This is a genomic window from Cellulomonas sp. NTE-D12, from assembly GCF_027923705.1.
Lineage (GTDB): Bacteria > Actinomycetota > Actinomycetes > Actinomycetales > Cellulomonadaceae > Cellulomonas.
Genome location: NZ_AP026442.1, coordinates 2,253,051 through 2,279,397 on the forward strand (window position 1 = coordinate 2,253,051; position 26,347 = coordinate 2,279,397).

Below are 26,347 nucleotides of genomic sequence, written 5' to 3' on the forward strand. Positions count from 1 at the left end.
GCTGGGTGCGACGTTGCGCCGCCATCACAGCAGCCGCATACCGCACCCAGCAGGGCCGAAAGACCCCGGGCCTTTCGGCCCGGGACGACGGGTCAGCGCATCCGTGCGGGCAGGCCCAGCAGCACCGGTCCGGTCGGCGTCGACGACCCGTGCGCATGGGTGTGCGCGCCGTCGTCCACGCCCCGTGCCGCCCACGCGTCGCCGGCACGCGTGCGGCGGACCTCGAACGGGCCGCCGTCCAGCGCCCCGTCCGCGACGAGGTGGTGCGGTGCGGCGTGCGTCACGCGGACGCGGACCAGGTCGCCCGGACGCGGCCGGCCCTCGAGCGGCAGGTCAGCCGGCACGGCCAGGTGGACCAGGCGGTTGTCCTCCGCACGACCCGACAGGCGGGCCGTCAGCCCGTCCTTGCGCCCCTCCCCCTCCGCGACCAGCACGTCGACGTCCCGGCCGACCTGCGTCCGGTTCTCCTCGAGGGAGATGCGCTCCTGGAGCTCGACGAGCCGCTCGTAGCGCTCCTGCACGACCGCCTTGGGCACCTGGTCACCCATGCCCGCTGCCGGCGTGCCGGGACGGGGTGAGTACTGGAAGGTGAACGCCGAGGAGAACCGCGCCTGCTCCACCACCCGCAACGTCGCCTCGAAGTCCTCGTCCGACTCGCCGGGGAAGCCGACGATGACGTCCGTGGTGATCGCCGCGTGCGGGATCGCCTCGCGGACGGCGCTCACGATGCCGAGGAAGCGCTCGGCCCGGTACGACCGCCGCATCGCGCGCAGCACCCGGTCCGAGCCGGACTGCAGCGGCATGTGCAGCTGCGGCATCACGGTCGGGGTCGCCGCCATCGCCTCGATGACGTCGTCGCGGAACGCCGCCGGGTGCGGGGACGTGAACCGCAGCCGCTCGAGGCCCGGCACGGCACCGACCGTGCGAAGCAGCCGGGCGAACGCGCCGCGTTCGCCGAACTCGACCCCGTAAGAGTTCACGTTCTGACCGAGCAGGGTCACCTCGATGGCGCCCTGCTCGACCAGGGCCTCCACCTCCGCGAGGATCTCCCCCGGCCGGCGGTCCCGCTCACGCCCGCGCAGGGACGGGACGATGCAGAACGTGCAGGTGTTGTTGCAGCCGACGCTGATGGAGACCCAGCCGGCGTAGACCGACTCGCGACGGGTCGGCAGCGTGGAGGGGAACACCTGCAGCGACTCGGCGATCTCCACCTCGGCCCGCTCGTTGTGGCGGGCCCGCTCGAGCAGCACCGGCAGCACGTCGAGGTTGTGCGTGCCGAAGACGACGTCCACCCACGGAGCTCGCTCGACGATGCCGGCCCGGTCCTTCTGCGCGAGGCAGCCGCCGACCGCGATCTGCATGCCGGGTCGGGCACGCTTGGCCGCTGCCAGCCGACCGAGGTTGCCGTACAGCCGGTCCGCCGCGTTCTCCCGCACCGCGCAGGTGTTGATCACGACGACGTCCGCGTCCTCCGCGGCGACGGCCTGCGGGTCGGCGCGCACGTAGCCCGCGGCCTCCAGCAGGCCGGACATGTGCTCGGAGTCGTGCACGTTCATCTGGCAGCCGAGGGTCTTGACCAGATAGGTGCGTGCGGCCGGCTCGGCCGTCGGGGTCGTGGACATCGCCGACCAGGGTACGACGGGGTCGCGGTCAGCCCGCCGTCGCGCTGGCGCGCAGCTCCCGGACCACTGTCACCTTGACCTCACCCGGGTACGTCAGGTCCTGCTCGATCTGCTTCGCGATCGCGGTCGCCAGGCCGGGCAACGCGGTGTCGTCCACCTCGGACGGTTCGACCACGACGCGCACCTCACGACCGGCAGCCATCGCCAGCGCCCGACGGACGCCCGGATGCGCGGCCACCAGGGCCTCGAGCCGGTCCATCCGCTCGACGTACTGGTCGAGCTCCTCACGACGAGCTCCCGGACGGGCGGCCGAGATCGCGTCCGCCGCCTGGACGAGCACGGCTTCCACCGTGGTCGGCGGCACCTCGTCGTGGTGCGCCGCGACGGCGTTCACCACGGCCTCGCCCTCCCCGCAGCGGCGGACCAGGTCGGCGCCGACGAGCGCATGCGTGCCGGGCACCTCGGCGGTCAGCGCCTTGCCGACGTCGTGCAGCAGCGCGCCGCGACGGGCGACCTCGACGTCGGCGCCGACCTCCGCGGCGATCGCCGCCGCCAGCTGGGCGCACTCGACGAGGTGCTCCAGGACCGTCTGCCCGTACGAGGTGCGCAGCCGCAGGCGCCCCAGCGTGGTCACCAGCTCGGGGTGCAGGCCGCGCACCCCCGCACGCTCGGCGGCCTCACCACCGGCCGCCTCGGAACGTTCGTCGGCGCCCGCCAGCGCTTCGGCGTACGCCGCCTCGATCCGCTGCGGATGGATCCGGCCGTCGGCCATCAGCGCCTCGAGCGTCACCTGCGCCACCTCGCGCCGGCCGGCGTCGAAGCACGACAGGACGACAGCGCCCGGTACGTCGTCGACCAGGACGTTCACGCCCGTCAGCGCCTCGAACGAGCGGATGTTGCGCCCTTCCTTGCCGATGATCCGGCCCTTCATGTCGTCCGAGGGCAGCGGCAGCACGGTGATCGCCGCCTGCGAGCTGGTCGGCACCGCCAGCCGCTGGACGGCCGTCGTCACCACTCGTCGTGCCTTCGCCTCGGCGGTGCGGCGAGCACTCGCCTCGGCGCGGCGCACCGCTGCGGCCGCCTCGTGGAGCGCCTCGTCCGTCACGCGGCGCACGATCTCGGCCCGCGCCTCCTCCTCCGTCAGGCCGGACGCCGCCTCGAGCTCGGCTCGCGCCTGCTGCTGCGCCTCTGCCAGGCGGCGTGCGACGGTGCGTTCCGCATCGGCCATCGTCCGCGCGGCCGCACGCTCGGCCGCGTCCACCGCGCGCGCCGACGTCCGCTCCTCCGCATCGAGCCGGTCGGCCCGTTCCCTCAGTGCGCGCTGGAGCCCGTCCAGCTCCTCACGGTCACGTCCGACGGCCTCCTCGCGCTCCGTGACGCGACGTTCACGCCGCTCCGCGTCGGCCAGCTGGGCCCGCGCCTCGTCCTTCATGCGGAGGACGTCCTCGCGGGCACCGCGACGGACCGCCTCGGCCTCCCGACGAGCAAGGAGAACCAGCAGGAGCGCCACGAGGCAGGCGCCGAGCAGTCCGACGACCGTGACGATCGAGGGGACGTCCACCCAAGCCTCCCAGCTGGTCCTCCGACGCCGGCACCGGCGGCGCCGGGCACCGGGCGCCGGCCCGGCACTCGGGCAGTGCCACATTGTCACGCACCGGTGCTGCGCTCGGGCGACGTGCCGACAGGCTGAGCAGGGCGAACCTTTCGAGCGTGATCGCTGACCACCGACCGCCGCTCGAGCGTCGCGGGGCTGTTCGCTCCGCGGGGGCCGCTCGGCCCGTCAGACGTCGGTGCCGAACCGGTCCTCGTCGCCACCGGGGTCCGCGCCCTCGTCGGCCAGTGCGTCGCGGACCAGCCTCGCCACGAGCCCGGGCGGGTACCCCTTGCGGCCGAGCGTGCCGTACGTGCGCCGGATGCGCGTCTGGCGATCCAGGCCACGGGTGGCCGCCAGCTTGCGGACGACGAGCGCGCGGGCGGCCGTCTCCTCGTCCTCGTCGCCGACCTCCTCCAGCGCGGTGGCGGCCGTCACCGGGTCGACGCCCTTGCGACGCAGCTCGTTCGCGAGGGCCGTACGAGACAGGCCGCGCTCGGCGTGCCGCGTGCGCACCAAGGAGCCGGCGTACGCGGCGTCGTCCACGAGCCCCACCTCGGTGAAGCGGTCGAGCACGCGGTCCGCGACGGTCACGGGGACGTCCCGCCGCGCCATCGCCTCGGCGAGCTGGGCCCGGCTCCGCGGTGCGGCAGTCAGCAGCCGCAGGGCGATGGCGCGGGCGACCTCCTCGGGGTCCGGCTCCCGGTCCACCGCCGCCGCGCCCGCCTCAGGTGGTTCCGAGGCGGGCCGACGGCGACGTGCGTCCCGCATGCTCAGAAGTCCACCGGCGCGCTCTCGGCCGGGTTGTCCACACGCGCGCCGACGCCGAGCTTCTCCTTGATCTTCTTCTCGATCTCGGCAGCGAGGTCGGGGTTGTCCCGGAGGAAGGACCGGGCGTTCTCCTTGCCCTGGCCCAGCTGGTCGCCCTCGTACGTGAACCACGAGCCGGACTTGCGGATGAACCCGTGCTCGACGCCCATGTCGATCAGGCCGCCCTCGCGGGAGATGCCGACGCCGTAGAGGATGTCGAACTCGGCCTGCTTGAACGGCGGCGCCATCTTGTTCTTGACGATCTTCACGCGGGTGCGGTTGCCCACCGCGTCCGAGCCCTCCTTGAGGGTCTCGATCCGGCGGATGTCCATGCGCACCGACGCGTAGAACTTCAGCGCCTTGCCTCCGGTGGTGGTCTCCGGGCTGCCGAAGAACACGCCGATCTTCTCGCGGAGCTGGTTGATGAAGATCGCCGTCGTCCCGGAGGAGTTCAGGGCGCCGGTGATCTTCCGGAGGGCCTGGGACATCAGACGGGCCTGGAGGCCGACGTGGCTGTCCCCCATCTCGCCCTCGATCTCGGCCTTGGGCACCAGGGCCGCGACCGAGTCGACCACGACGACGTCGATCGCGCCGGAGCGGATCAGCATGTCCATGATCTCGAGCGCCTGCTCGCCGGTGTCCGGCTGCGAGACCAGGAGGGCGTCGGTGTCGACGCCGAGCTTCTTGGCGTACTCCGGGTCCAGCGCGTGCTCGGCGTCGATGAACGCCGCGATGCCACCGGCACGCTGCGCGTTCGCGACGGCGTGCAGGGCGACGGTCGTCTTGCCGGAGGACTCCGGGCCGTAGATCTCCACCACGCGGCCGCGCGGGAGGCCACCGATCCCGAGCGCCACGTCCAGCGCGATCGAACCGGTGGGGATCACCTCGACGGGGGCACGCCCCTCGTCGCCGAGGCGCATGATCGACCCCTTGCCGAACTGGCGGTCGATCTGGCTGAGGGCGGCCTCGAGGGCCTTCTCACGGTCCTGCGGTGCGGGCATGGGTCCCACCTCGTCGTCTCGAGCAGCGTGCGCTGCGTCTGCGGGGGCTGGTCTTCGTCGTGGGCGACCGTATGTCCGACCACCGACACGGCCGTCGGGACCCCTCACCTCCCGTCGCGGCAGGCGTGCCGGACGGGCTGAGGGCGGTTCGACGGTTGATCGCCCGCAGACAACCTACCCGAACAGGTGTTCGACACCCGGCGACACGCCGGTCACCGAACGGCGTGCATCGAGGCGGTCGCGGCTACCGCGTGCCGACCGTGCGCACGGCCACCTGCTGCCCCGGCTCGAGGACGTGGGCACGGCACCCCGGCGCCTCGCGCTCCACCGCCGCGGCGAACGCCGCACCCGCCCGGTCCATCCAGCCGGGAGGGAGCCTGCGCGACACGGGGGCGTGCAGCGTGCCCCAGTGCACCGGCACGGCGTGCCGGGCGCCGACGACGGCGCAGACCCGCGCCGCCTGGACCGGGTCCATGTGCCCGCCGGACAACCGCGGACCCCACCCGCCCACCGGCACCAGCGCGAGGTCGATCGGCCCGCCGGCGAGCTCCGGCAGCCGCGCCATCTCCGGGTACGGCTCCGTGTCACCGGGGAACCAGACGCGCAGCCCTTCAGCGACCAGCACGAACCCGTTGGCGGCGTTCGGACGGTGCGGCATCGGGCGGTCCCCGTGCACGGCAGGCACCGCGCACACCGCCACGCCGGCTCCCGGTGCCGCGCCGCGCGCGTGCGACCCGCGGGGGCCGACGCTCAGCCAGACGCCCTCCGCGAGGCCGAGGGCACCGCGCACCTCGTGGTCACGCAGCCAGTGCGCGTTGGCCGGTGCCGTGAGCACCGGGACGTCGTCGAGCAGATGCAGGGAACCGAGCTCGGCATGGTCGTGGTGCAGGTGCGACAGGAGCACGACGTCGGCTCCGGACCACACCGCCGGCGCCGGCGCTGCGCCACGTCGGCGCAGCAGGCCGGCGTGGCGCCGCAGCAGGGGGTCCGTCAGCACGCGCACCCCCGCGACGTCCAGCACCGCGCTGGCGTGCCCGAGCCACGTGATGCGGACGACCCCGGGTCCCGGCGGGCTCGTCGAGCGTCCCGACCGCGTCATCGGCGTACCCCCGCGGACCGCGCCCACCTCACGAGATGAGCGTGCACCAGCTCGGCGCCGACCAGCACCCGGCGCCCGGCGACGTCCGTCCGGTCGGCCTCGTCGACCTCCCACTCCACCGGGTGCAGCAGGAACGGCCAGGACTGTGCGCCACCCAGTCCGCCGTGCGAGCCGACCTGACCCTCGAACGCGTGCACGTGACCGGAGGCTGTCACCGCCGACACGACCATCAGGTCGCCGGTGCACGGCAGCCGCCCGGCCCGTGCCAGGTCCTCGGCGGCACGCGGTCCGAGGCCGAGCACCGGGTCCGTGCCGTCGACCAGGGCCGACGAGCCGGCCCGCACGGGCTCGAGCAGCCGGACGCCCGCCTCCCCGACCGCCACCAGCCCGCGGTCGCGGGTGTCCACCACCACGACGCCGACACCAGGACGGCCGGCCAGACCGGCGACGAGGCCCGGGTAGAGCTCCTGCAGGTCCTCGAGCGTCAGACGGGCACCGTGCCGCGGGAACCAGACCAGGCCGAGGTTCCCCGACCCGGTGACGACGACCTCGGGCGGACCGGCGCTCGACGCCGACGTGACCGCCTGCCGGTCGGGCCCCGCGACGGCACCGCCCCTCCGCGGCGGCCCGACCAGGCGCGTCAGCAGCATCGTCAGCGGCCCGAAGTCCTCGCCGCCGGCGCTCGTCACACCGGGCGCGTCGGGCTCCGCCATCAGCTCGCGCACCGTGTCGAGCAGCGACCGTCCCTCGACCTGCTCGTACGTCGCGCCGAGCGACTGGCCATGGTCCGACAGGACCACGACGCGGTACCGCCGCGGCGCCCACGCCAGCACGCGCTCGAGCGTGCCGAGCACGCCGTCCAGCCCCTCCAGGGCGCGCAGCGCCTCGGGCCTGGTCGGGCCGGCGTGGTGGGCGACCTCGTCGTAGTCGACGAGGTCGACGAAGACGGTCGGCACACCCCGCGCCAGCGCCTCGGCGACGATCGAGGTGATCAGGTCGCGCAGCAGCACGTTGGTCAGCGCGCGGAGCGGGACGTACCAGCCGCCGCGGGACACGCGGGGGTGCACGCCGTGCTCGCGCTGGCGGCGCGCCTGGTAGAGCTCCTTCGCCATCTCCCCGACGGTGACGGTCAGCGCTCTGACCAGCACGAACGGCGAGGTGAAGAACCGCAGGTAGCCCTGGCCGGGCCCCAGGCCGCGCCGTCGACCGGTCCGGCTCATCACCAGGAAGCCCGTCGGGGCGTCGCCGGAGAACATCGTCGAGACCGCGACGCCCCCGTCCGCCAGCAGGCCGTCGCGCCCGTCCAGCCCGGCCTCGATGGCCGCGGCGTCCGCGGGATGGTTGGCGACGACGAGCCGGCCGAGCTCCCGGTCCCACCACCGGAACGCCGGGATCGTGCTCGAGTCCCCGTACAGCAGGCCGGCCTGGCTCGCCGGGGTGGTCGCCGGCAGCCGCGCCCACCACGGCTCGAGCCGGTGCGAGCCGTCGACGACCCACCGCTGCATCGTCGGCGCGAGGCCCGCCTCCATCGCCTGCTCCAGCACGGGGGCGGCGACGCCGTCCAGCTGGACGACGAGCAGACCGGCGGGCCGGTCGGGGTCGTCCGCAGGACGACCCGCTGCCGACGCGGCGCGACGGGCGCGCCGCACCACCCCGTCGACCACGTAGCCGTTGCCCGGTCCGGCCCACAGCCACCGTCCGGCGGCCATCACGAGCCCGGTGAGCACCAGCACCTGCACGACGGACCATCCCGACTCGACGTGCATGCCCGGCACGTACGCGAGCGCGGCCCACGCAACGGCCAGCTGGGCGCCGATCCCGGAGAGCAGCGCGGCGCCGGCACCGCCGAACCTGGCCACCGGTCGCAGCAGCGGTGCGACGACGAGGGCACCCACGGCGACCACGACCGCGGTCAGCAGCACCGCGAGGGGCGAGGAGGTCCGCACGCCGGAGACGACGGCGATCGCGGCCGCGAGCCCGACCGTCGTGGTGGCCAGGGACACGCCGGCGTCCGCCACGTCGGCCGGGGTGGGCCACCAGGCCGGTCGGCGACGGCCGGCCGGGCTCACCCGCGTGCGCGGCGCGGCGGGGCGGGGCGGCGCCGGTCCGCCCCCCAGCGGCGCGACTCGGGCACGTCGAGCTCGTCGCACAGGGCGTGCCAGATCTCACGGGGCTCCACGCCCTCGTCCAGCGCCTGGGCGCCCGTCCGGTCACCGAGCTCGCCGAGTCGCAAGTCGCTGACCAGCACCCGGCCGTGGGCGCGGCCCAGCACCTCGTCGACAAGGTCCCAGAACTCGCGGTACCGCACGGCCTCAGCCTGCCACCCGCCGGGCGCACGTGTCGGCGGGCCCCGCCATGATGGGCGCGTGGTGCTGGACCGCTTCTCCGAGCCGACCCGTGCATGGTTCACGGGCGCGTTCGCCGAGCCCACCCCGGCACAGCTCGGCGCCTGGGACGCCGTCTCGGGGGGTCAGCACGCGCTGGTCGTCGCCCCGACCGGTTCCGGCAAGACGCTGGCGGCGTTCCTGTGGGCGCTCGACGGCCTGCTGACCGCCGACCCGCCGGAGGACCCCGTCGAGCGGTGCCGGGTGCTGTACGTCTCGCCGCTGAAGGCCCTCGCGGCGGACGTCGAGCGGAACCTGCGGTCGCCGCTCGTGGGCATCCGTCAGGCGGCGACGCGGCTCGGTCGCGTCCTGCCGGAGGTCGCGGTCGGCACCCGTACCGGGGACACGCCGCCGGAGGAGCGGCGCTCGTTCGCCCGGCGCCCGCCGGACATCCTCATCACCACGCCCGAGTCCCTGTACCTGATCCTGACCTCGGCCGCGCGGGCCGGGCTCGCCGGCGTGCGGACGGTCATCGTGGACGAGATCCACGCGGTGGCAGGGACGAAGCGCGGCGCACACCTCGCACTGTCCCTGGAGCGGCTCGACGCGCTGCTGGACCGGCCCGGCGGCCCCGGCCCTGCTCAGCGGGTCGGTCTGTCCGCCACCGTCCGCCCCGTCGAGGCGGTCTCGGCGTTCCTCGCCGGGGCGCGGTCGCTCGACGACGGCGGGCGTCGGGTGGTGACCGTGCAGCCACCGTCGGTCAAGCGCATCGAGGTCGACGTCGTGGTGCCGGTCCCCGACCTCGCGGAGCTCGCGGCGGCACCGGTGCGCGACACCGGGCCCGCGAGCGGCTCGGCCGGCCCCCGGGACGAGCTCGGGGGTGAGCTGGTGGGCAACCGCTTCGGTGGCGACCCGGTGCCTCGCGCGTCGATCTGGCCGCACGTGGAGGAGCGTGTGGTGGACCTGGTCGCGGCGCACCGGTCCACGCTGGTGTTCACCAACTCGCGCCGTGGCGCCGAGCGGCTGACGGCCCGCATCAACGAGGTGTGGGCGGAGCGCGAGGGTGTGCGGGTCGGCGCGCCCGGTGCGCTGCAGCCGGCCTCGGTGCCGGGTCAGTCGGGGACCTCCGCCGGGGTGGACACGCACGACGCCACGACGATCCTGGCGCGGGCGCACCACGGATCGATGAGCCGTGCCGAGCGGACCCGGACGGAGTCGGAGCTCAAGGCCGGCGTGCTGCCGGCGGTGGTCGCCACCAGCTCGCTGGAGCTCGGCATCGACATGGGCGCCGTCGACCTGGTGGTGCAGGTCGGCTCGCCGCCGTCGGTGGCCAGCGGGCTGCAGCGCGTCGGCCGTGCGGGCCACCAGGTGGGGGCGGTGTCGCACGGCGTCGTGTTCCCCACCTTCCGGGGCGAGCTGGTGCCGGCGGCGGTGACGGCGGAGCGGATGCGGTCGGGCCAGCTCGAGGCGCTGTCCGTACCGGCCAACCCCCTCGACGTGCTCGCGCAGCAGGTCGTGGCGATGGTCGCCGTCGAGGACTGGCCGGTGGACGAGCTGGCCCGGGTGGTCCGCCGGTCGGCGCCGTTCGCCGGGCTCGGCGACGCGACGCTGCGGGCGGTGCTCGACATGCTGGCCGGTCGCTACCCGAGCGAGGAGTTCGCCGAGCTGCGGCCACGCCTGGTGTGGGACCGCGTCCGCGACGTGCTGACGGCGCGACCAGGCGCGCTGCGGCTCGCGGTCACCAGCGGCGGCACGATCCCTGACCGCGGGCTGTTCGGCGTGTTCCTGGCCGACGGCTCGACGAGCGCCGAGGTGCCCGTCGACGCCGAGCGCACCGGCGGTCGGCTGCGCGGCGGCAAGCGCGTCGGCGAGCTGGACGAGGAGATGGTGTACGAGTCGCGTGTCGGCGACACGTTCACCCTGGGGTCCAGCACGTGGCGGATCGAGGACATCACCCCGGACCGGGTCGTCGTGACGCCGGCGCCAGGGCTGCCCGGCCGGTTGCCGTTCTGGAAGGGCGACTCCCCCGGCAGGCCGGCCGAGCTCGGGCGGGCCATGGGGGCGTGGGTCCGCGAGGTTCTGGCGCTGCCGGCGTCGGGTGCCCGGGCCCGCGTCGAGGGCGCCGGCCTCGATCCCTGGGCGGCGGACAACCTCGTGGCCTACCTGCACGAGCAGCGCGAGGCGACGGGCGAGGTGCCGAGCGACACCGTGCTGGTGCTCGAGCGGTTCCGCGACGAGCTCGGCGACTGGCGCATCGTGCTGCACTCGCCCTACGGCGCACGCGTGCACGCGCCCTGGGCGGTCGTGCTCGGAGCCCGCCTGCGCGAGCGGTACGGCGTCGACGCCGCCGTGATGCATGCCGACGACGGCATCGTGCTGCGGCTCCCGGACCTCGTCGACATCGGCCTGGACGACCCGGTCGACCGACCGGTCGGCGACGCACCCGCCATCGGGCTGGACGACCTGCTCCTGGAGCCCGACGAGGTGGTCGACTCCGTGCGTGCGGAGCTGGGTGGCTCCGCGCTGTTCGGCGCGCGGTTCCGGGAGGCTGCCGGCCGCGCGCTGCTGCTGCCGCGCCGGCGGCCGGACCGGCGGCAGCCGCTGTGGCAGCAGCGGCACCGCGCGGCGCAGCTGCTGTCCGTCGCGGCGCAGTACCCCGACTTCCCGATCCTGCTCGAGGCCGTGCGCGAGTGCCTCCAGGACGACTTCGACACCACGGCGCTCGCCGACCTCATGCGCGACGTCCAGGCCGGACGCGTCCGCGTCCTCGAGGTGACCACGCCGCACCCGTCACCCTTCGCCCAGTCGCTGATGTTCGGGTACACGGCCCAGTTCCTGTACGACGGGGACGCCCCGCTCGCCGAGCGCCGGGCAGCGGCGCTCACCCTGGACCCGACCCTGCTGGCCGAGCTTCTGGGCTCGGGCGGACAGTCCCAGCTCGCCGACCTGCTGGACCCGGAGGCGGTCGAGCGGACCGAGGCCGAGCTGGGCGCCCTGGCGCCGGATCGTCAGGCCACGACCCTCGAGCAGCTCGCCGACGTGCTGCGCCGCCTGGGCCCGTTGCCGCTCGACGAGGTCCGGGCCCGCATCCAGCCGGAGCTGCGCGAGCAGGCCACCGACTGGCTCGGCGAGCTCGAGAGGGCACGGCGGGTGATCCGCGTGCGCATCGGCGGCCTGCCGCCCGACCACGCGGAGCAGTGGGCCGCCGTCGAGGACGCGGGGCGGCTGCGCGACGCGCTCGGCGTCGCCCTGCCCGTCGGCGTGCCCGAGGTGTTCACCGAGGTGCTGCCGGACCCGCTCGGCGACCTGCTGCGCCGGCACGCGCGGACCCATGGCCCGTTCCCCGCGGCGCAGGCCGCGACACGCTTCGGTCTCGGAGTCGCCGTGGTGACCGAGGCGCTGCGTCGGCTCGAGGGTCGAGGCGTGCTGGTGCAGGGCCGGCTGCGACCGGAGGTGCTGGGCGGTACCGGCGACGAGTTCTGCGACGCCGAGGTGCTGCGGACGTTGCGGCGCCGCTCGCTCGCCTCGCTCCGCGCCGCGGTCGAGCCGGTCCCCCCGCAGGCGCTCGGCGTGTTCCTGCCGCGGTGGCAGGGGGTGCTACCGGCGGGAGGAGGCTCGCGGAGCTCGGCGAGCGGTGCGCTGCAGGGCGTCGACGGCGTCGCGCGGGCCGTGGAGCAGCTCGCGGGCGCCGTGGTGCCGGCATCGGCGCTGGAGACGTGGGTGCTGCCCGCCCGCGTCCGGGACTACCGACCTGCGATGCTCGACGAGCTGCTCGCGGCCGGTGAGGTCGTGTGGGCGGGGCACGGAGCGCTGGCGGGGCACGACGGGCTCGTGTCCCTGCACCCCGCCGCGGTCGCGGACCTGACGCTGCCCGCGCTGCCGGACGGGTCCGCCGGCCCGACGGACGCGACGGCGGTCAGCCTGCGACGTCATGTGCTGGACGCGCTCAGCGGTGGTGGTGCGTGGTTCCTCGGTGCGATCGCGCAGCGCGTCCGCACCGTGGTGGCGGACGACGACGCCTGGTCCGGCGACGCCGTCCCGTCCCAGGCGCAGGTCGCCGACGCGCTGTGGGACCTGGTGTGGTCAGGACGGGTGACCAACGACAGCCTGGCGCCGTTGCGGGCCTGGCTGGGCACCGGCAGCACCGCTCATCGGGTGCGGCCTGCGACGCCGCGAGGGCGGGCGCTGCGACCGCGGCTGGGTCTGCGCGCGGCGGCCCGGCTGGGGTCGACCGCGGGTGCGTGGGCCGGTGGGGACGACGGCGCGGGCGCCGCCGTCGGACCGCACGCCGGCGGCCGGTGGTCGCTCCTGCCGCCTCGCGAGACGGACCCGACCCTGCGGGCGCACGCGCTCGCCGCTCAGCTGCTCGACCGCCACGGCGTGCTGACCAGGGCTGTCGCCGCCTCGGAGGGCCTGAGCGGGCAGTTCGGGGACGTCTACCGGGTGCTGGGCGCGCTAGAGCAGGGTGGACAGGTGCGGCGCGGGTACTTCGTCGAGCACCTCGGGGGTTCCCAGTTCGCGTTGCCGGGAGCGGTGGACCGGCTCCGGACCGATGCGCAGGTCGTCGACCAGGCTGCCGAGCGGGCTCGCCGACGTGACGAGGGCGACGCGGTCGCGGGCCCCGCTCTCCCCTGGCAGCTCGCCGGCGGCAGGGGCGACACGAACGGTGGCGCGCCGCCGGTCGTCGTCGTCCTGGCCGCGACGGATCCGGCGAACCCGTACGGTGCGGCGCTGGGCTGGCCCGACGGCCCGTCGCGGCCCGCCGAGGAGGGAGCAGGTCGGCACCGCCCCGGGCGAAAGGCGGGTGCGCTCGTGGTCCTCGTGGACGGCGCGCTGACCCTCTACGTCGAGCGCGGGGGCCGCACCACGCTGACGTTCACGGAGGACCGAGCGGTGCTGGGCGCCGCGGCGGCGGCGCTCGCCGAGGCAGCGCGCTCCGGACGCACCGGCCGGTTGACCATCGGCCGGGTCGACGGCGTCGAGGTGCTCGGAGGAGCGCTGCACAGCCCGTTGGGCAACGCGCTGGTGGGCGCCGGCTTCACCCCGACGCCCCGTGGCCTGCGACTCCGGGCCGACTCATGACCTGCGGTCGTCGCCGTGCCCGAGGGTGACGTGCTGCGGCGGACGGCCGCCTTGCTCGACCGCGCGCTGGCCGGCCACGTCCTCGTCCGCGCGGAGCTGCGCTGGCCCGGCGTCGGCGGCCTCGACCTGACCGGGCGGACCGTCCTCGGCACCGTCGCCTACGGCAAGCACCTGCTCACCCGTCTCGACGACGGCACCACGGTGCACACGCACCTGCGCATGGACGGTTCGTGGCGGGTGTGGCCCACCGGGTCGAGCCGCGCCGCCGGGCGCTCCCCGGACGTCCGCGCGGTTCTGGGCGCGGAGCACACCACGGCGGTCGGTTACCTGCTGGGGATGCTCGACGTGCTCCGCACCCGTGACGAGCAGGCGGTGGTCGGCCACCTCGGACCGGACATCCTGGCGGACAGGGTCGACGCCCCGGAGCTGCTGCGCCGATGGAGCGCCGCGGGCGGCCGTCCTGCCGCGGAGGTGCTGCTCGACCAGCGCGTCGTGGCCGGGATCGGCACGATCTTCATGGCCGAGTCGCTGTTCGCCGACCGCGTGTGGCCCTGGACGCCCGCCGACGAGGTGCCCGACCCGGGACACCTGCTCGCCGTGGCACGTCGGCTGATGCAGCGGTCGGTCGCAGTGGGACGGCCGGACGAGCGTGTGCACGGGCGCGCGGGCAGACCGTGCACCCGTTGCGGCGGTCCCGTCGCGGTGGGCACCGCCGGGGAACCACCGCTGCAGCGGGTGGTCTTCTGGTGCCCGCGCTGCCAGTCGCAGCCGGCAGCGGCCGGTTGAGGCCTGCAGGCACGACGGAGGGCCGCGACCCTCAGGTGCACGGCCCTCCGCACGTCACAGGCTGGGTAGCTCAGCCGACGGGCGCCAGCTCTCCACGGGACGACTCCCAGGTGCGCCCGTCCCAGGGGCGGCCGGCGACGGCAGCCGCCAGGTCCACCGGGACGGTGTCCGGGATCAGCAGGCCCTCGGCGACGGCGATCCGGTCGCTGACCTCGCGCAGCACCAGCGACATCGGCACGTCCAGCGCGTCGCAGATGCTCGACAGCAGCTCCGACGACGCTTCCTTCTGCCCCCGCTCGACCTCGCTGAGGTAGCCGAGCGACACCCGAGCAGCGGACGACACCTCACGCAGGGTGCGGCCCTGGCGCTGCCGTGCGTCCCGCAGCACGTCGCCGATCTCACGACGAAGAACGACCATCCGGGCTCCCCCCTTCGCATCACGCTGCTTGTGCTGCGAAGGGTTCCCCGTGAACGGGCCAACCCCCACGGCACCCGGCCGAACCTCGGCCGGAAGGCTTCCACCGTACCTTGCGGCACCCGCATGTGCGCCGCGGCGTCCGAGCGGACGATCCATCATCACGGTGGCTGCAACGCCGTCGGTACCCGGCGTGTTCCCTCACGACGGCACGGGCACCGACGGCACGACGGGAACGGGGCCACCCCTCAGGCGGCAGGCCCGGCCGCCTCCTCCAGTGCGAGGCGCAGCACCGCGTCGACCGCGCCGACCCGCACCTGCGCCCTGTCGCCGCTGAGCCGCAGCGACCGGACCCGCGCGCCCGCCGCCGTCGCGACGGCGACGTGGACCGTCCCCGGCGGGAAGCCGTCCTGACCTTCCGGCCCCGCGACGCCCGTGGTGGCGAGGCCGAGATCGGCACCGAGCCGCTCGCGCACGCCGTGCGCCATCGCACGGGCGACGTCCGGGTCCACGGCACCACGCTGCGCCAGCAGCTCGCGGTCGACGCCGAGCAGAGTCGCCTTCAGATCGGTCGCGTAGGCCACCACACCGCCTCGGAGCACCGCCGAGGCCCCCGGCACGTCGACGAGCGCGGAACACACCGCACCCCCCGTGAGCGACTCCGCCACGGCGACCGTCCACCCGCGACCACTGGCGGCCGCGAGCAGCCCGCGCGCCACCGCGACCAGGTCGTCGTCCGTCATGCCTACCGCGCGCCGGCCGGCCCCGGACGCGCCGCCCGTCGGATCCGCCAGGCGTCCCGCAGGTAGTCCAGACCCGTCACCACGGTGACCAGGACGGCCGCTGCCATCACGACCGCAGCCACCACGGCGACGAAGCCCGGCAGGTGGTGCAGCGGCAGGAGGTAGAGGCCGAGCGCGACGGACTGCAGCACGGTCTTGAGCTTGCCGCCGCGCGACGCCGGCAGCACCACGTACCGCAGCAGGAAGAACCTCATCACCGTGATGCCGACCTCGCGCACCAGGACCACCACGGTGACCCACCACGACAGCCCGCCCAGCAGGCTCAGCCCGATCAGGGCCATGCCCATCAGCAGCTTGTCGGCGATGGGGTCCAGCAGCTTGCCGAGGTCGGTGACGAGGGAGAAGCGGCGCGCGATCCACCCGTCCACCCGGTCCGTGAGCGCGGCCAGGACGAAGACCGCCAGCGCGGCCAGCCGCACGCCGACCTGCTGCCCGTGGTCCCACAGCAGCAGGACGCCGAAGACGGGGACCACGAGGATGCGCAGCGCCGTGAACCCGTTCGCCACGTTCCACGGCGAGGGAGCAGCTGCGTCGACCACCGGATCAGCCTAGAGGCGCTCGGCGGCGCAGCCGCGCAGCCGCGACCGCAGCGCCGGACTCACGGCAGCGGCTGCGCCCCGCCGAACAGCCAGCCCTGCCCGTACCGCCAGCCGTTCGCCTGCAGGAACCTCGACTGCTCGGTGTGCTCGATGCCTTCGGCGATGGTCACCATCGCGAGCTCCCGCGCAAGCGCTCCCAGGGCCCGCGCCACCCGGCCGGCGGTCGGGTCCGTCGGGATGCCGGCGGTGAACGACATGTCGAGCTTCACGCCGGACACGGGCAGGTCCCGCAGGTAGGACAGGGGCGAGACGCCGGTGCCGAAGTCGTCCAGGAGGACGGGGACGCCCGCGGCTGACAGCTGCGTCAGCTCGTGCCGGATCCGGGTGCTCGACGCCACGAGCGACGACTCGGTCAGCTCGACGACCAGCCGCCCCGCGGTCACGCGGTGCCGCGACAGCTCGGACAGCAGCGTCGTCGCGAACTGCCCGTCGCCCAGCTGGTCCGCGGAGACGTTGACGGACACCCACGGCCCGTCGGCACCCGAACGGGCCAGCAGCTCCACGGCACGGGTCGCGACGAGGGCACCGAGCGCCCCGAGGATCCCCGCCTCCTGGGCGTAGCCGAGGAACGTGCCCGGCAGCAGCAGCCCACGGCGCGGGTGCTGCCAGCGGACCAGCGCCTCGTAGCCGACCACCCTGACGTCCGCCAGGTCGACGATCGGCTGGTAGTGCACCACCAGCTCGTCGTTCTCCACCGCGTCGGCCAGCTCGCGCAGCATCCCCGTCGGTGACGCCACCGCCATCGACGGGTCGTAGACCTCGGTGCGCGAGCGTCCACCGGCCTTCGCGCGGTAGAGCGCGGCATCCGCTGCGGCGAGCAGAGCCGGCGCCCCGCCCTCGTCCGGCACGTCGGGGTCCAGTGTCGCGATGCCCACGCTCGCCGCCACCGTCAGCCGCCGGCGGGCGATGCGGACCGGTTCCCGCAGCCCCGCGTGCACCGCGGCGGCCACCTCGAACACCGCCTTGGCGGCGTTCTCGTCCTGCACCACCACCACGAACTCGTCACCGCCGAGGCGCGCGACGGTCCCACGCCGGTTGCTCGCGGCGCGCAGCACACCGGCGACGTGCACCAGCACCTCGTCGCCCGCCGCGTGCCCGTGCCGGTCGTTGATCTGCTTGAACCCGTCCAGGTCGCAGGCGAGCACGGCGACCCGGCCGGCTGCCCCCGGCTGCTCCAGGACGGTCTGCAGCACCTCCTGCAGCAGCGTGCGGTTGGCCAGGCCGGTCAGCGGGTCGTGCATGGCCCGGTGGGTGAGCATCTCGGCCTTGAGCTTGGACTCCGTCGTGTCCCGCACCTGGACGACGAAGTGGTCCGGGCTGCCGTCGTCGTCGCGGACCAGACCGACGTCGAGCACCACCCACACCAGGTGGCCGTCGGCCCGGCGGTACCGCTTCTCGAGCGAGAACCGGTGGTCCTCCCCCACCAGCAGCCGATGGATGTGGCCCTGCTCGGTGTCCCGGTCCTCGGGGGCCGACAGGTCGGCCATCGGGTAGCCGCTCAGCGCCCGCACGTGCGTGCCCAGCAGCTCGGCGAAGGCCGAGTTCGCCTCGATGATCTGCCAGTCCAGGTCGACGAGCGCCATGCCGATCGGCGCGTTCTCCATCGCGACCCGGAACTGCTTCTCGCTGCGCGAGAGGGCGTTCTCCACCTCGTGGCGTCCGGTGACGTCCACCAGCGTGGTCAGCACCGCCGGGGCGTCGCCGTCGCCGTGCGGCACCACCCGACCCGCGACCTGCACCAGCCGTACCGGTGCCGAGGCCATGCCCGGCACCGTCACCCCGACGACCAGCGGAGTGTCGCCGGGCCGGGTGCCGACGCTGAGCACCGCCGTGGGGTTCATCGCCATGCCGCGCTCGTTGATCATCACCACCGGCAGGTCGCCCACCGACCGCCCGACGGTCTGAGCCGGGTCGACGCGCAAGATGTCCGCCGCACGTTCGGAGATGTCCAGCACCTGCGACGACAGCGACTGCACCAGCACGCCCTCGCGCGTCACGGACTGCAGCGCGTCGTACCGGTTCCTCAGCTCACGGGAGAGGGCGAGAGCCTGCTCGACCCGCCGCACCTGCCGGCGCTGACGACCGATCAGCACCAAGAGGGCTCCGAGCGCGACGACGGCGACCGCGGCGGTGACGGGTGCGACCCAGCTGGGGACGCCCAGGCTCTCGAGCAGCCTCACCACGGGGCGTCGCGCCGGTCGTCGGCGGCGTCCTCCTCGAGGTACTCGTCGTCGTCCATGTCGTCCGCCGCCGGCTCCCCGCGGAGCAAGGCGAGCGTCCCAGGCAGGTCGTCGGGCTTGACGAGCACCTCGCGCGCCTTCGAGCCCTCGGACGGGCCGACGATCTCGCGCGACTCGAGCAGGTCCATCAGCCGGCCGGCCTTCGCGAAGCCCACCCGCAGCTTGCGCTGCAGCATCGAGGTGGAGCCGAACTGGGTGGTGACCACCAGCTCCGCCGCCTGCAGCAGCAGGTCGAGGTCGTCGCCGATGTCGTCGTCCACCTGCTTCTTGGCCGGCGCCGCCGTGACGTCCGGCCGGTAGACGGGCTTGAGCTGCGTCTTCACGTGCTCGACGACCGCGTGGATCTCGCTCTCGGTCACCCAGGCGCCCTGCGTGCGCATCGGCTTGGCGGCGCCCATCGGCAGGAACAGCGCGTCGCCCTGGCCGATGAGCTTCTCCGCTCCCGGCTGGTCGAGCACCACGCGCGAGTCGGTCAGCGACGACGTGGCGAAGGCGAGCCGCGACGGCACGTTGGCCTTGATCAGGCCGGTCACCACGTCGACCGACGGTCGCTGGGTGGCGAGGACCAGGTGGATGCCGGCGGCGCGGGCCAGCTGGGTGATCCGCTGGATCGACGCCTCGACGTCTCGTGGGGCCACCATCATCAGGTCGGCCAGCTCGTCGACGATCACCAGGAGGTACGGGTACGGCGCGATCTTGCGCTTCGACTCCGGCAGCGGCTGCACCTTGCCGGCCCGGACGCCGGCGTTGAAGTCGTCGATGTGCTTGTACCCGAACATCGCCAGGTCGTCGTACCGGGCCTCCATCTCCTTGACCACCCACTCGAGGGCCTCGGCGGCCTTCTTCGGGTTGGTGATGATGGGCGTGATCAGGTGCGGGATGCCCTCGTAGACCGTCAGCTCGACCCGCTTGGGGTCGACCAGGATCATCCGGACCTCGTCCGGCGTGGCCCGCATGAGGATCGAGACGATCATCGAGTTGACGAAGCTCGACTTGCCGGCACCGGTCGCGCCGGCGACCAGCAGGTGCGGCATCTTCGCCAGGTTGGCCACCACGTAGCCGCCCTCGACGTCCTTGCCGACGCCGATGATCATCGGGTGCTCGCTGCGCTTGGCGGCGGCCGACCGCAGCACGTCTCCGAGGGCCACCGTCTCGCGGTCCGTGTTCGGGATCTCGATGCCGATCGCGGACTTGCCGGGGATGGGCGAGAGGATGCGGACGTCGGCGCTCGCCACGGCGTAGGCGATGTTCTTGCTGAGCGCCGTGACCCGCTCCACCTTGATGGCAGGGCCGAGCTCGACCTCGTACCGCGTGACCGTCGGGCCCCGCGTGAACCCCGTGACCTGGGCGTCGATCTCGAACTGCTCCAGCACGTTGGTCAGCGCCTCGACCACCCGGTCGTTCGCCGCCGAGCGGACCTTGTGCGGGGCTCCCTTGGTCAGCACGTCCTCGGACGGCAGCAGGTACAGCACGTCACCGGACAGCATCGGCTGCTCGCCACGCGGCACGCCGCGCGTCGGCGGTGCGGCCAGGCCGGTGCTGGTCAGCACGCCCGCGTCGGGCGTCACCACGGTGGTCGGGACGGTGTCCGCCGCGCGGGCCGCCTCGACGTCGGCCGGGTCGAGCGGTGCGAGGTGGTCCGTGTCCTCGCTGCCCGTGTGCTTGGCGACGAGCGCGGCCCGCTCGAACGCCTCGTCACCCTCGTAGGCCTCGAGCCGTTCCGCCGCCGCGGCAGCTGCCGCCTCCGCGCGGTCCTTCCGCCGGCCGAGCAGCCCGCGCCGCTTCGACGGCTCGACGGGCTCCTCGGCGGTGTGTCCCTCGCGGATCACCAGGGGCGCGTCGTCGTCCTCGTCCTCCGGCGTGCCGTGGTGCGCCACCGCGGACCAGGCCGACCGGATGCGCGGGATCACCTGGTTCACCGGGGTCGCGGTGACGACGAGCAGCCCGAAGAGCGCGAGCAGCACCAGCAGGATGACGGCGACGACCGGCGTGAGCAGCGTCGCGAGCGGGGTGCCGACGGCGAGTCCGACGAGCCCGCCGGCCGCGCGGACGGCAGCGAGGTGACCGGTCGTCGGCACCCCCGCCGCGACGTGGAAGATGCCGCACACGGACACCGCGATCGCACCGACGCCGATGCCGATCCGGGAGTTCGCCGGACCGAGGTCGGGATGGCGCATCAGCCGGACGGCGAACCAGGCCAGCACCAGCGGCAGCACCAGGCCGACGCGTCCGAAGGCTCCCGCGACGGCGCCGTGCACGGCCGTGCCGGCGGTGCCGGACAGGCCGAACCACTCCCGCGCCCCCACGACGACGGCCAGCCCGAGCAGCGTGAAGGCGAGCCCGTCCCGACGGTGCGCAGGGTCGAGGTCCCGTGCACCGCGGCCGACCCGGCGCGCCGAGCCACCGACGACGTGCGCCGCACCCATCCACACCCCGCGCACCATGCGCAACGGCAGCGCGGCACGTGGCGGGGGCGCGGTGCGGGACGACGGCCTCCCGGACCCGGTCGGCCGGCCTGAGGAACCACGGCCGCCGGAGGCAGCGCCGCGCACAGCCCCGCGCGGTCGGTCGCCGGTGCGCCGGGCCGCGCTGGGTGCGGACGTACGTGCTGCCATGGTCCTCACGGTAGCGGCGGGTCCCCGCCCCACCCGCCGTGTCGGGGCCCGGCGGGCGCGTGTCGTGCACTGACGACGTGGGCCCACGGGCGCGAGCAGGGACGTTCGCCCTGGTCGACGGGCGGCGGCGGCCGTGTCGGTGGCCTCGCCTACGGTGGTCCCCGTGACGACCCGACGGCCGGCGACCGGCGTCCCGCAGCTGCAGCCAGACGACCCCACCCCCACCGGTCCGTCCCGCCGGCGCGGTGCAGGACGGCCCAACCGGGACGGCGCCGAATGAGCCGGCGCGGCGCGCTGCTGCTGGCCGCCATGGGTGTGATCTGGGGCGTCCCGTACCTGCTCATCAAGGTCGCCGTGGCCGACGTGAGCCCGGTCGACGTCGTCTTCGCCCGAACCGCCGTCGGGGCGCTGCTGCTCCTGCCGTTCGCCCGCCGCTTCGGCGGCCTGCGGGCGCTGCGCGGGCACTGGCCGGCGGTCCTCGGCTTCGCCGTCCTCGAGATCGTGCTGCCGTGGATCCTGCTGTCCAACGCCGAGCGCACGCTCACCAGCTCGACGACCGGCCTCCTGGTGGCGACCGTGCCGGTCGTCGCCGTGGTGCTCGGCCGCGTCGTCGACCGGCAGCCCGTGGCCGCGGTCCGATGGGCGGGGCTGGCGGTCGCGCTCGGCGGGATCGTGCTGCTGCTCGGACCCGGGGCGGCAGCGAACGACCCGTGGGCCGTCGTCCAGGTGCTTCTCGCCGCGCTGGGCTACGCCACCGCCCCGATCATCGCGGACCGCTACCTCCGCGACGTGCCGACCATCCCCCTCACCGCCACCTGCCTGGGTCTGACCGCTCTGCTGTACCTGCCGTTCACGCTGCTGACCGGGCACCCGCACCTGCCCGGGCTGCACGCCGCGCTGGCGCTCCTCGCACTCGGCGTCGTCTGCACCGGTCTCGCGTTCGTGCTGTTCTTCCGCCTCATCGCCGAGGTCGGTGCCGCACGGTCGACGCTGGTCGCCTACCTGAACCCCGTGGTCGCCGTCGCGCTCGGCGCAGCGGTGCTCCACGAGCCCGTCACGCTCACCGTGCTGCTGGCGACCGCGCTGATCCTGGTGGGGTCCGCAGCGGCGTCCCGGCGCGGCTCGCGGGGCACCGGTTCCGTGGGCCGGCGCGGCACGGAGCCCATGGTGGTGGCGGCTGGGTCGGCCGTGGCCGCTGCTCCAGCGGTGGGTGCTGCGTCTGCCGCGGCGCCGCGGCGGACCGACGAGCCGGAGCAGTGCCCGGCACAGTCCTGAGGGCGTCGGGCCTCCCACCCGTGCACGGACGGTGACGACGCAAAGTCGTTTGTCGCCTGTCGGAGGCCGGTGAGAGGGTCGTCCGCATGCCTGAGAGCCCGTACCGACGGTTGCTGCGCCTGCCCGGCGTGACACCGCTGGTGCTGGTCGCTCTCGTCGCACGGGTCCCCCACGCGATGACAGGAGTGGTGCTGACCCTCCACGTCGTCGGGCACCTGCACCTCGGCTACGGGCGCGCCGGTCTCGCGGCCGGGGCGATGACCGTCGGGATGGCGATCGGCGCACCGTGGCGCGGTCGACGGGTCGACCGGCTCGGGCTGCGACGCGCCCTGCTGCCGTCGGTCGTCGTCGAGTCGGCGGTCTGGCTGGTCGCACCGCGCCTCGGGTACGTGCCGTTGCTCGGCGCGGTGTTCGTCGCCGGGCTCTTCCTGGTGCCGGTGTTCTCGGTGGTTCGTCAGTCGCTGGCCGCGCTGGTCCCCCTGGGTCAGCAGCGCACGGCCTTCGCGCTCGACTCGGTCGCCACCGAGCTCACCTTCATGCTGGCGCCGGCCGTCGGCGTGGTGCTGGCGACCAGGGCGTCCAGCACGCTCGCGCTCACGGTGATCGGCGTCGCGACGGTCGGCGCCGGGCTGCTGCTCATGTGGTTCGACCCGCCCACCACCTCGCCTCGGGGGGCGGACGTCGACGCGCAGCCGGCCGGCGATCCTGAGGGCCACGTGGTCGGTCGCGGTGCGCGGGTGATGGCCACTCCGGGGCTGCTGGTGATCCTGGGAGCCTGCACCGCCGCGGCGCTCGTCCTCAACGGCACGGACGTGTCGATCATCGCCGCCCTGCGCAGCACCGGCCACGAGGCCTCGGTCGGCTGGATGATCGCGCTGTGGTGCCTCGGCTCCGTCATCGGCGGACTGGTCTACGGCAGTGGCCGGCGGGAGGTGCACCCCCTGGGGCTCGTCGCCCTGCTCGCGGCCCTCACGCTGCCCGCAGCCCTCGCCACGACGCAGGCGCAGCTCGCCGTGGCCGTCGTCGTCGCCGGCCTGCCGTGCGCCGCGAGCCTGTCGGCGATCAACGCCGCCCTGGTCCGCTCGGTCCCGGAGGGCCGACGCGGCGAGGTGATGGGCTGGAGCGGGACGGCCAACACCGTGGGTGCCGCGCTCGGCGCACCGCTCGGCGGGCTGGTGATCGACCACGTCGGTCCACGAGCCGGCTTCCTCGCTGCCGGCGGCGTGGGCCTCGTCCTGACGGTCGGTGCGCTGGTGCTGCGCCGCGTCGCACGCGCGGTCGGCGGGCGGTCCACGGAGGACCTGGACGGCGGTGAGGTTGCCGTCGCCGTACCGCCCACCGCCGATGGCGACGAGGAGCCGGCGGACCGACGAGGTGGCCGGGACCAGGCGGCGCCGACGCGCTGACGTGCTCGCGCGTCGGCGACGCGGTCAGGCCTCGCCGACCACCGGGGTCAGGCCTCGACGACCACCGGGATGATCATCGGCCGGCGCCGCAGACGGCTCGCCACGAACCGACCGACCACCCGGCGCACCACCTGCTGCAGCTGGTACGTGTCGACCGAGCTCGACCTGGCCGCCTCCTCCAGTGCCGCGGACAGCTCCGGCAGCACGGCGTCGAACACGGAGTCCTGCTCGGCGACACCGCGCGCGTGGATCTGCGGCCCGGCGAGCACCTTGCCGTCCGCCGAGCTGACGACGGCGAAGATGGACACGAAGCCCTCGTCGCCCAGGATCCGGCGGTCCTTCAGCTCGGCCTCGGTGATGCCGCCCACGCTCGAGCCGTCGACGTAGACGTAGCCGCACGGCACGGCACCGGCCACGGAGGCGCGCCCGTCGACCAGGTCGACCACCACGCCGTCCTCCGCCAGGACCACGCGGTCGGCGGGGACGCCGGTGCGGACGGCCAGCGCGGCGTTCGCGACGAGGTGCCGCACCTCGCCGTGGATCGGCATCACGTTGCGCGGCCGCAGGACGTTGTAGACGTAGAGCAGCTCACCGGCGCTGGCGTGCCCGGAGACGTGCACCTTGGCGTTGCCGGAGTGCACGACGCGCGCACCGAGCCGGGTCAGGCCGTTGATGACGCGGAACACGGCGTTCTCGTTCCCGGGGATCAGGCTCGAGGCCAGGATCACCGTGTCGCCGGGGCCGACGCTGATGCGGTGGTCGCCGTTCGCGATGCGCGACAGCGCCGCCATCGGTTCGCCCTGGGACCCGGTGCACATGAAGACGACCTGGTCGTCCGGCAGGTCGTCGACCTGCTTCTGGTCGACCAGCACCCCCTCCGGGACGTGCAGGTAGCCCAGCTCGGCCGCGATCGTCATGTTCCGGACCATCGAGCGCCCCACGAGGGCGACCCGGCGCTCGTGCATCGCGGCAGCGTCGAGCACCTGCTGGACGCGGTGCACGTGCGAGGCGAACGACGCGACGATGATCCGGCGGGTCGACTCGGCGAACACCCGGTCCAGCACGGGGCCGATCTCGCGCTCGCCCGTCACGAACCCGGGTACCTCGGCGTTGGTCGAGTCGACCATGAACAGGTCGACGCCCTGCTCACCGAGCCGAGCGAAGGCGCGCAGGTCGGTGATCCGTCCGTCCAGCGGGAGCTGGTCCATCTTGAAGTCGCCGGTGTTGAGCACGGTGCCCGCGGGCGTGCGCACAGCCACCGCCAGCGCGTCCGGGATCGAGTGGTTGACCGCGACGAACTCGCACTCGAAGACGCCGAGCTGCTCGGTCTGCCCCTCGCGCACGGGCAGGGTCAGCGGCGTGATCCGGTGCTCCTTGAGCTTGGCCTCGACGAAGGCCAGCGTCAGCTGGGAGCCGACCAGAGGGATGTCTTGGCGCAGCCGCAACAGGTAGGGCACCGCGCCGATGTGGTCCTCGTGACCGTGCGTGAGCACGATCGCCTCGATGTCGTCCAGCCGGTCCCGGATGTAGTCGAAGTCCGGGAGGATCAGGTCGACGCCGGGCTGGTTGTCCTCGGGGAACAGCACGCCGCAGTCGATCACCAGCAGGCGACCGTCGAACTCGAGGACCGACATGTTGCGGCCCACCTCACCGAGGCCGCCGAGCGGGACGATGCGCAGCGCGCCGGCCGCCAGGGCCGGGGGCAGGGTGAGTTCGGGGTGGGGGTGGCTCACGGGACTCCTGTCAGAGGGGCGCCGGTCAGCCGGCGACGAGGTCGAGCAGGCCTGCGCGCACCAGGTCCGTGCGCAGCGCACCGAGCTCGGCGTCGCTGAGCGGCACGATCGGCAGCCGGGTGGCCCGGCTGGGCAGCAGGCCGAGCAGCTGGAGCGCTGCCTTGGCGGTGGGAGCCTGCATGCCGGCACCGTTGAGGGCGTCGACCGCGGGCATGATCTGGCGGAACGCCGCGAGCGCACCGGCGTGGTCGCCGGACACCCAGCAGCGGGCGATGGTGGCGAGGCCGGGGGTCGCGATGTGGCCGACGACGGACACGATGCCGACGGCGCCCACGGCGAGCAGCGTGAGGAACGCCGAGTCGTCGCCCGAGTACCACGCCAGGCCGGTGCGCTCGATCGCCTTGGCGGCACCGTAGGTGTCACCCGTCGCGTCCTTGACGGCGACGATGCGGGGATGCTCGGCCAGCCGGTCCAGCGTCGCGGGCTGCACGCGGACCCCGGCGCGGCCCGGGATGTCGTAGACCATCACCGGGAGCTCGGTGGCGTCGGCGACCGACTCGATGTGCGTCGCGAGGCCGTCCTGCGACGGACGTGAGTAGTACGGGCTCACGACCAGCAGACCGTGTGCGCCGGCGTCCGCGGCCTGCTCGGCCATCCGCACCGCGTGCGCCGTGTCGTTGGAACCGGCGCCGGCGACGACGAAGGCGCGGTCCCCCACGGCCTCGACCACTGCGGAGACCAGCTCCGCCTTCTCCGGTGCGTGGGTGGTCGGCGCCTCGCCGGTGGTGCCGCTGAGCACGAGACCGTCGTTGCCCTGGTCCACCAGGTGCTGCGCGAGCGCGACGGCAGCGGCCACGTCGACGGCGCCGTCCGGCGTCATCGGGGTGACCATCGCGGTGAGCACGGACCCGAAGGGACGGGTGGAGGACGTCACGGCGGGCATGGG

At 74.4% G+C, this 26,347-nt stretch carries 18 protein-coding genes; 4 read left to right on the forward strand and 14 right to left on the reverse strand.

Annotated elements, in window-relative coordinates; translation table 11 throughout:
* Positions 1–92 precede the first annotated feature (92 nt).
* From miaB to QMF98_RS10435, 7 genes are all read right to left on the reverse strand, one after another.
* Positions 93–1,622: a tRNA (N6-isopentenyl adenosine(37)-C2)-methylthiotransferase MiaB gene (miaB, locus tag QMF98_RS10405; RefSeq protein WP_337972985.1), complete on the reverse strand. Its 1,530-nt coding sequence runs from the start codon at positions 1,620–1,622 to the stop codon at positions 93–95.
* Between the two features lie 28 nt (positions 1,623–1,650).
* Positions 1,651–3,183: a ribonuclease Y gene (gene rny, locus QMF98_RS10410; protein ID WP_337972986.1), complete on the reverse strand. Its 1,533-nt coding sequence runs from the start codon at positions 3,181–3,183 to the stop codon at positions 1,651–1,653.
* Positions 3,184–3,402: 219 nt separating this feature from the next.
* Positions 3,403–3,984, reverse strand: coding sequence for a regulatory protein RecX (locus QMF98_RS10415; RefSeq protein WP_337972987.1), 582 nt, complete (start codon positions 3,982–3,984; stop codon positions 3,403–3,405).
* A 2-nt stretch (positions 3,985–3,986) separates the two neighbouring features.
* Positions 3,987–5,024, reverse strand: a complete 1,038-nt coding sequence (recA, locus tag QMF98_RS10420) for a recombinase RecA (protein ID WP_291758630.1) — start codon at positions 5,022–5,024, stop codon at positions 3,987–3,989.
* A gap of 244 nt (positions 5,025–5,268) precedes the next feature.
* A complete protein-coding gene (locus QMF98_RS10425; RefSeq protein ID WP_337972988.1) occupies positions 5,269–6,123 on the reverse strand; it encodes an MBL fold metallo-hydrolase in 855 nt (284 codons plus the stop codon).
* On the reverse strand, positions 6,120–8,141 hold the full coding sequence (locus tag QMF98_RS10430; protein ID WP_337972989.1) for an alkaline phosphatase family protein: 2,022 nt from the start codon (positions 8,139–8,141) through the stop codon (positions 6,120–6,122). The genes QMF98_RS10425 and QMF98_RS10430 overlap by 4 nt, the downstream gene beginning before the upstream one ends.
* A 47-nt stretch (positions 8,142–8,188) precedes the next feature.
* Complete coding sequence (locus QMF98_RS10435) at positions 8,189–8,431, reverse strand: DUF3046 domain-containing protein (protein WP_337972990.1); 243 nt, start codon at positions 8,429–8,431, stop codon at positions 8,189–8,191.
* 58 nt (positions 8,432–8,489) lie between these two features.
* On the opposite strand from QMF98_RS10435, the gene QMF98_RS10440 reads away from it, so the two are divergent.
* The gene (locus QMF98_RS10440; protein WP_337972991.1) at positions 8,490–13,529 is read left to right on the forward strand and encodes an ATP-dependent helicase; all 5,040 of its coding nucleotides are present in this window, start codon (positions 8,490–8,492) and stop codon (positions 13,527–13,529) included.
* Positions 13,530–13,544: 15 nt separating this feature from the next.
* On the forward strand, positions 13,545–14,315 hold the full coding sequence (locus tag QMF98_RS10445) for a DNA-formamidopyrimidine glycosylase family protein (protein ID WP_337972992.1): 771 nt from the start codon (positions 13,545–13,547) through the stop codon (positions 14,313–14,315).
* A gap of 70 nt (positions 14,316–14,385) precedes the next feature.
* On the opposite strand, the gene QMF98_RS10450 is transcribed toward QMF98_RS10445, so the two are convergent.
* The 5 genes from QMF98_RS10450 to QMF98_RS10470 all read right to left on the reverse strand — a co-directional run bounded on the left by QMF98_RS10450 (position 14,386) and on the right by QMF98_RS10470 (position 20,816).
* The gene (locus QMF98_RS10450) at positions 14,386–14,733 is read right to left on the reverse strand and encodes a helix-turn-helix domain-containing protein (protein WP_337972993.1); all 348 of its coding nucleotides are present in this window, start codon (positions 14,731–14,733) and stop codon (positions 14,386–14,388) included.
* Between the two features lie 245 nt (positions 14,734–14,978).
* Complete coding sequence (locus tag QMF98_RS10455) at positions 14,979–15,473, reverse strand: CinA family protein (protein WP_337972994.1); 495 nt, start codon at positions 15,471–15,473, stop codon at positions 14,979–14,981.
* A 2-nt stretch (positions 15,474–15,475) separates the two neighbouring features.
* A complete protein-coding gene (gene pgsA / locus QMF98_RS10460; RefSeq protein WP_337972995.1) occupies positions 15,476–16,072 on the reverse strand; it encodes a CDP-diacylglycerol--glycerol-3-phosphate 3-phosphatidyltransferase in 597 nt (198 codons plus the stop codon).
* A 59-nt stretch (positions 16,073–16,131) separates the two neighbouring features.
* A complete protein-coding gene (locus tag QMF98_RS10465; RefSeq protein WP_337972996.1) occupies positions 16,132–18,315 on the reverse strand; it encodes a putative bifunctional diguanylate cyclase/phosphodiesterase in 2,184 nt (727 codons plus the stop codon).
* Positions 18,309–20,816, reverse strand: coding sequence for an FtsK/SpoIIIE family DNA translocase (locus QMF98_RS10470; RefSeq protein ID WP_337975605.1), 2,508 nt, complete (start codon positions 20,814–20,816; stop codon positions 18,309–18,311). The genes QMF98_RS10465 and QMF98_RS10470 overlap by 7 nt, the downstream gene beginning before the upstream one ends.
* Before the next feature lie 447 nt (positions 20,817–21,263).
* Here QMF98_RS10470 and QMF98_RS10475 point away from each other — a divergent pair, with 447 nt between their 5' ends.
* Entirely contained in the window at positions 21,264–22,262 is a 999-nt protein-coding gene (locus tag QMF98_RS10475; RefSeq protein WP_337972997.1) for a DMT family transporter, read from the forward strand.
* A gap of 86 nt (positions 22,263–22,348) precedes the next feature.
* Positions 22,349–23,668 (forward strand): MFS transporter, encoded by a 1,320-nt coding sequence (locus tag QMF98_RS10480; RefSeq protein ID WP_337972998.1) that lies wholly within the window; start codon positions 22,349–22,351, stop codon positions 23,666–23,668.
* Positions 23,669–23,715: 47 nt separating this feature from the next.
* Here QMF98_RS10480 and QMF98_RS10485 read toward each other — a convergent pair whose 3' ends face one another.
* A complete protein-coding gene (locus QMF98_RS10485) occupies positions 23,716–25,401 on the reverse strand; it encodes a ribonuclease J (protein WP_337972999.1) in 1,686 nt (561 codons plus the stop codon).
* Positions 25,402–25,426: 25 nt separating this feature from the next.
* Positions 25,427–26,344, reverse strand: a complete 918-nt coding sequence (dapA, locus tag QMF98_RS10490) for a 4-hydroxy-tetrahydrodipicolinate synthase (RefSeq protein WP_337973000.1) — start codon at positions 26,342–26,344, stop codon at positions 25,427–25,429.
* Between the last annotated feature and the right edge of the window lie 3 nt (positions 26,345–26,347).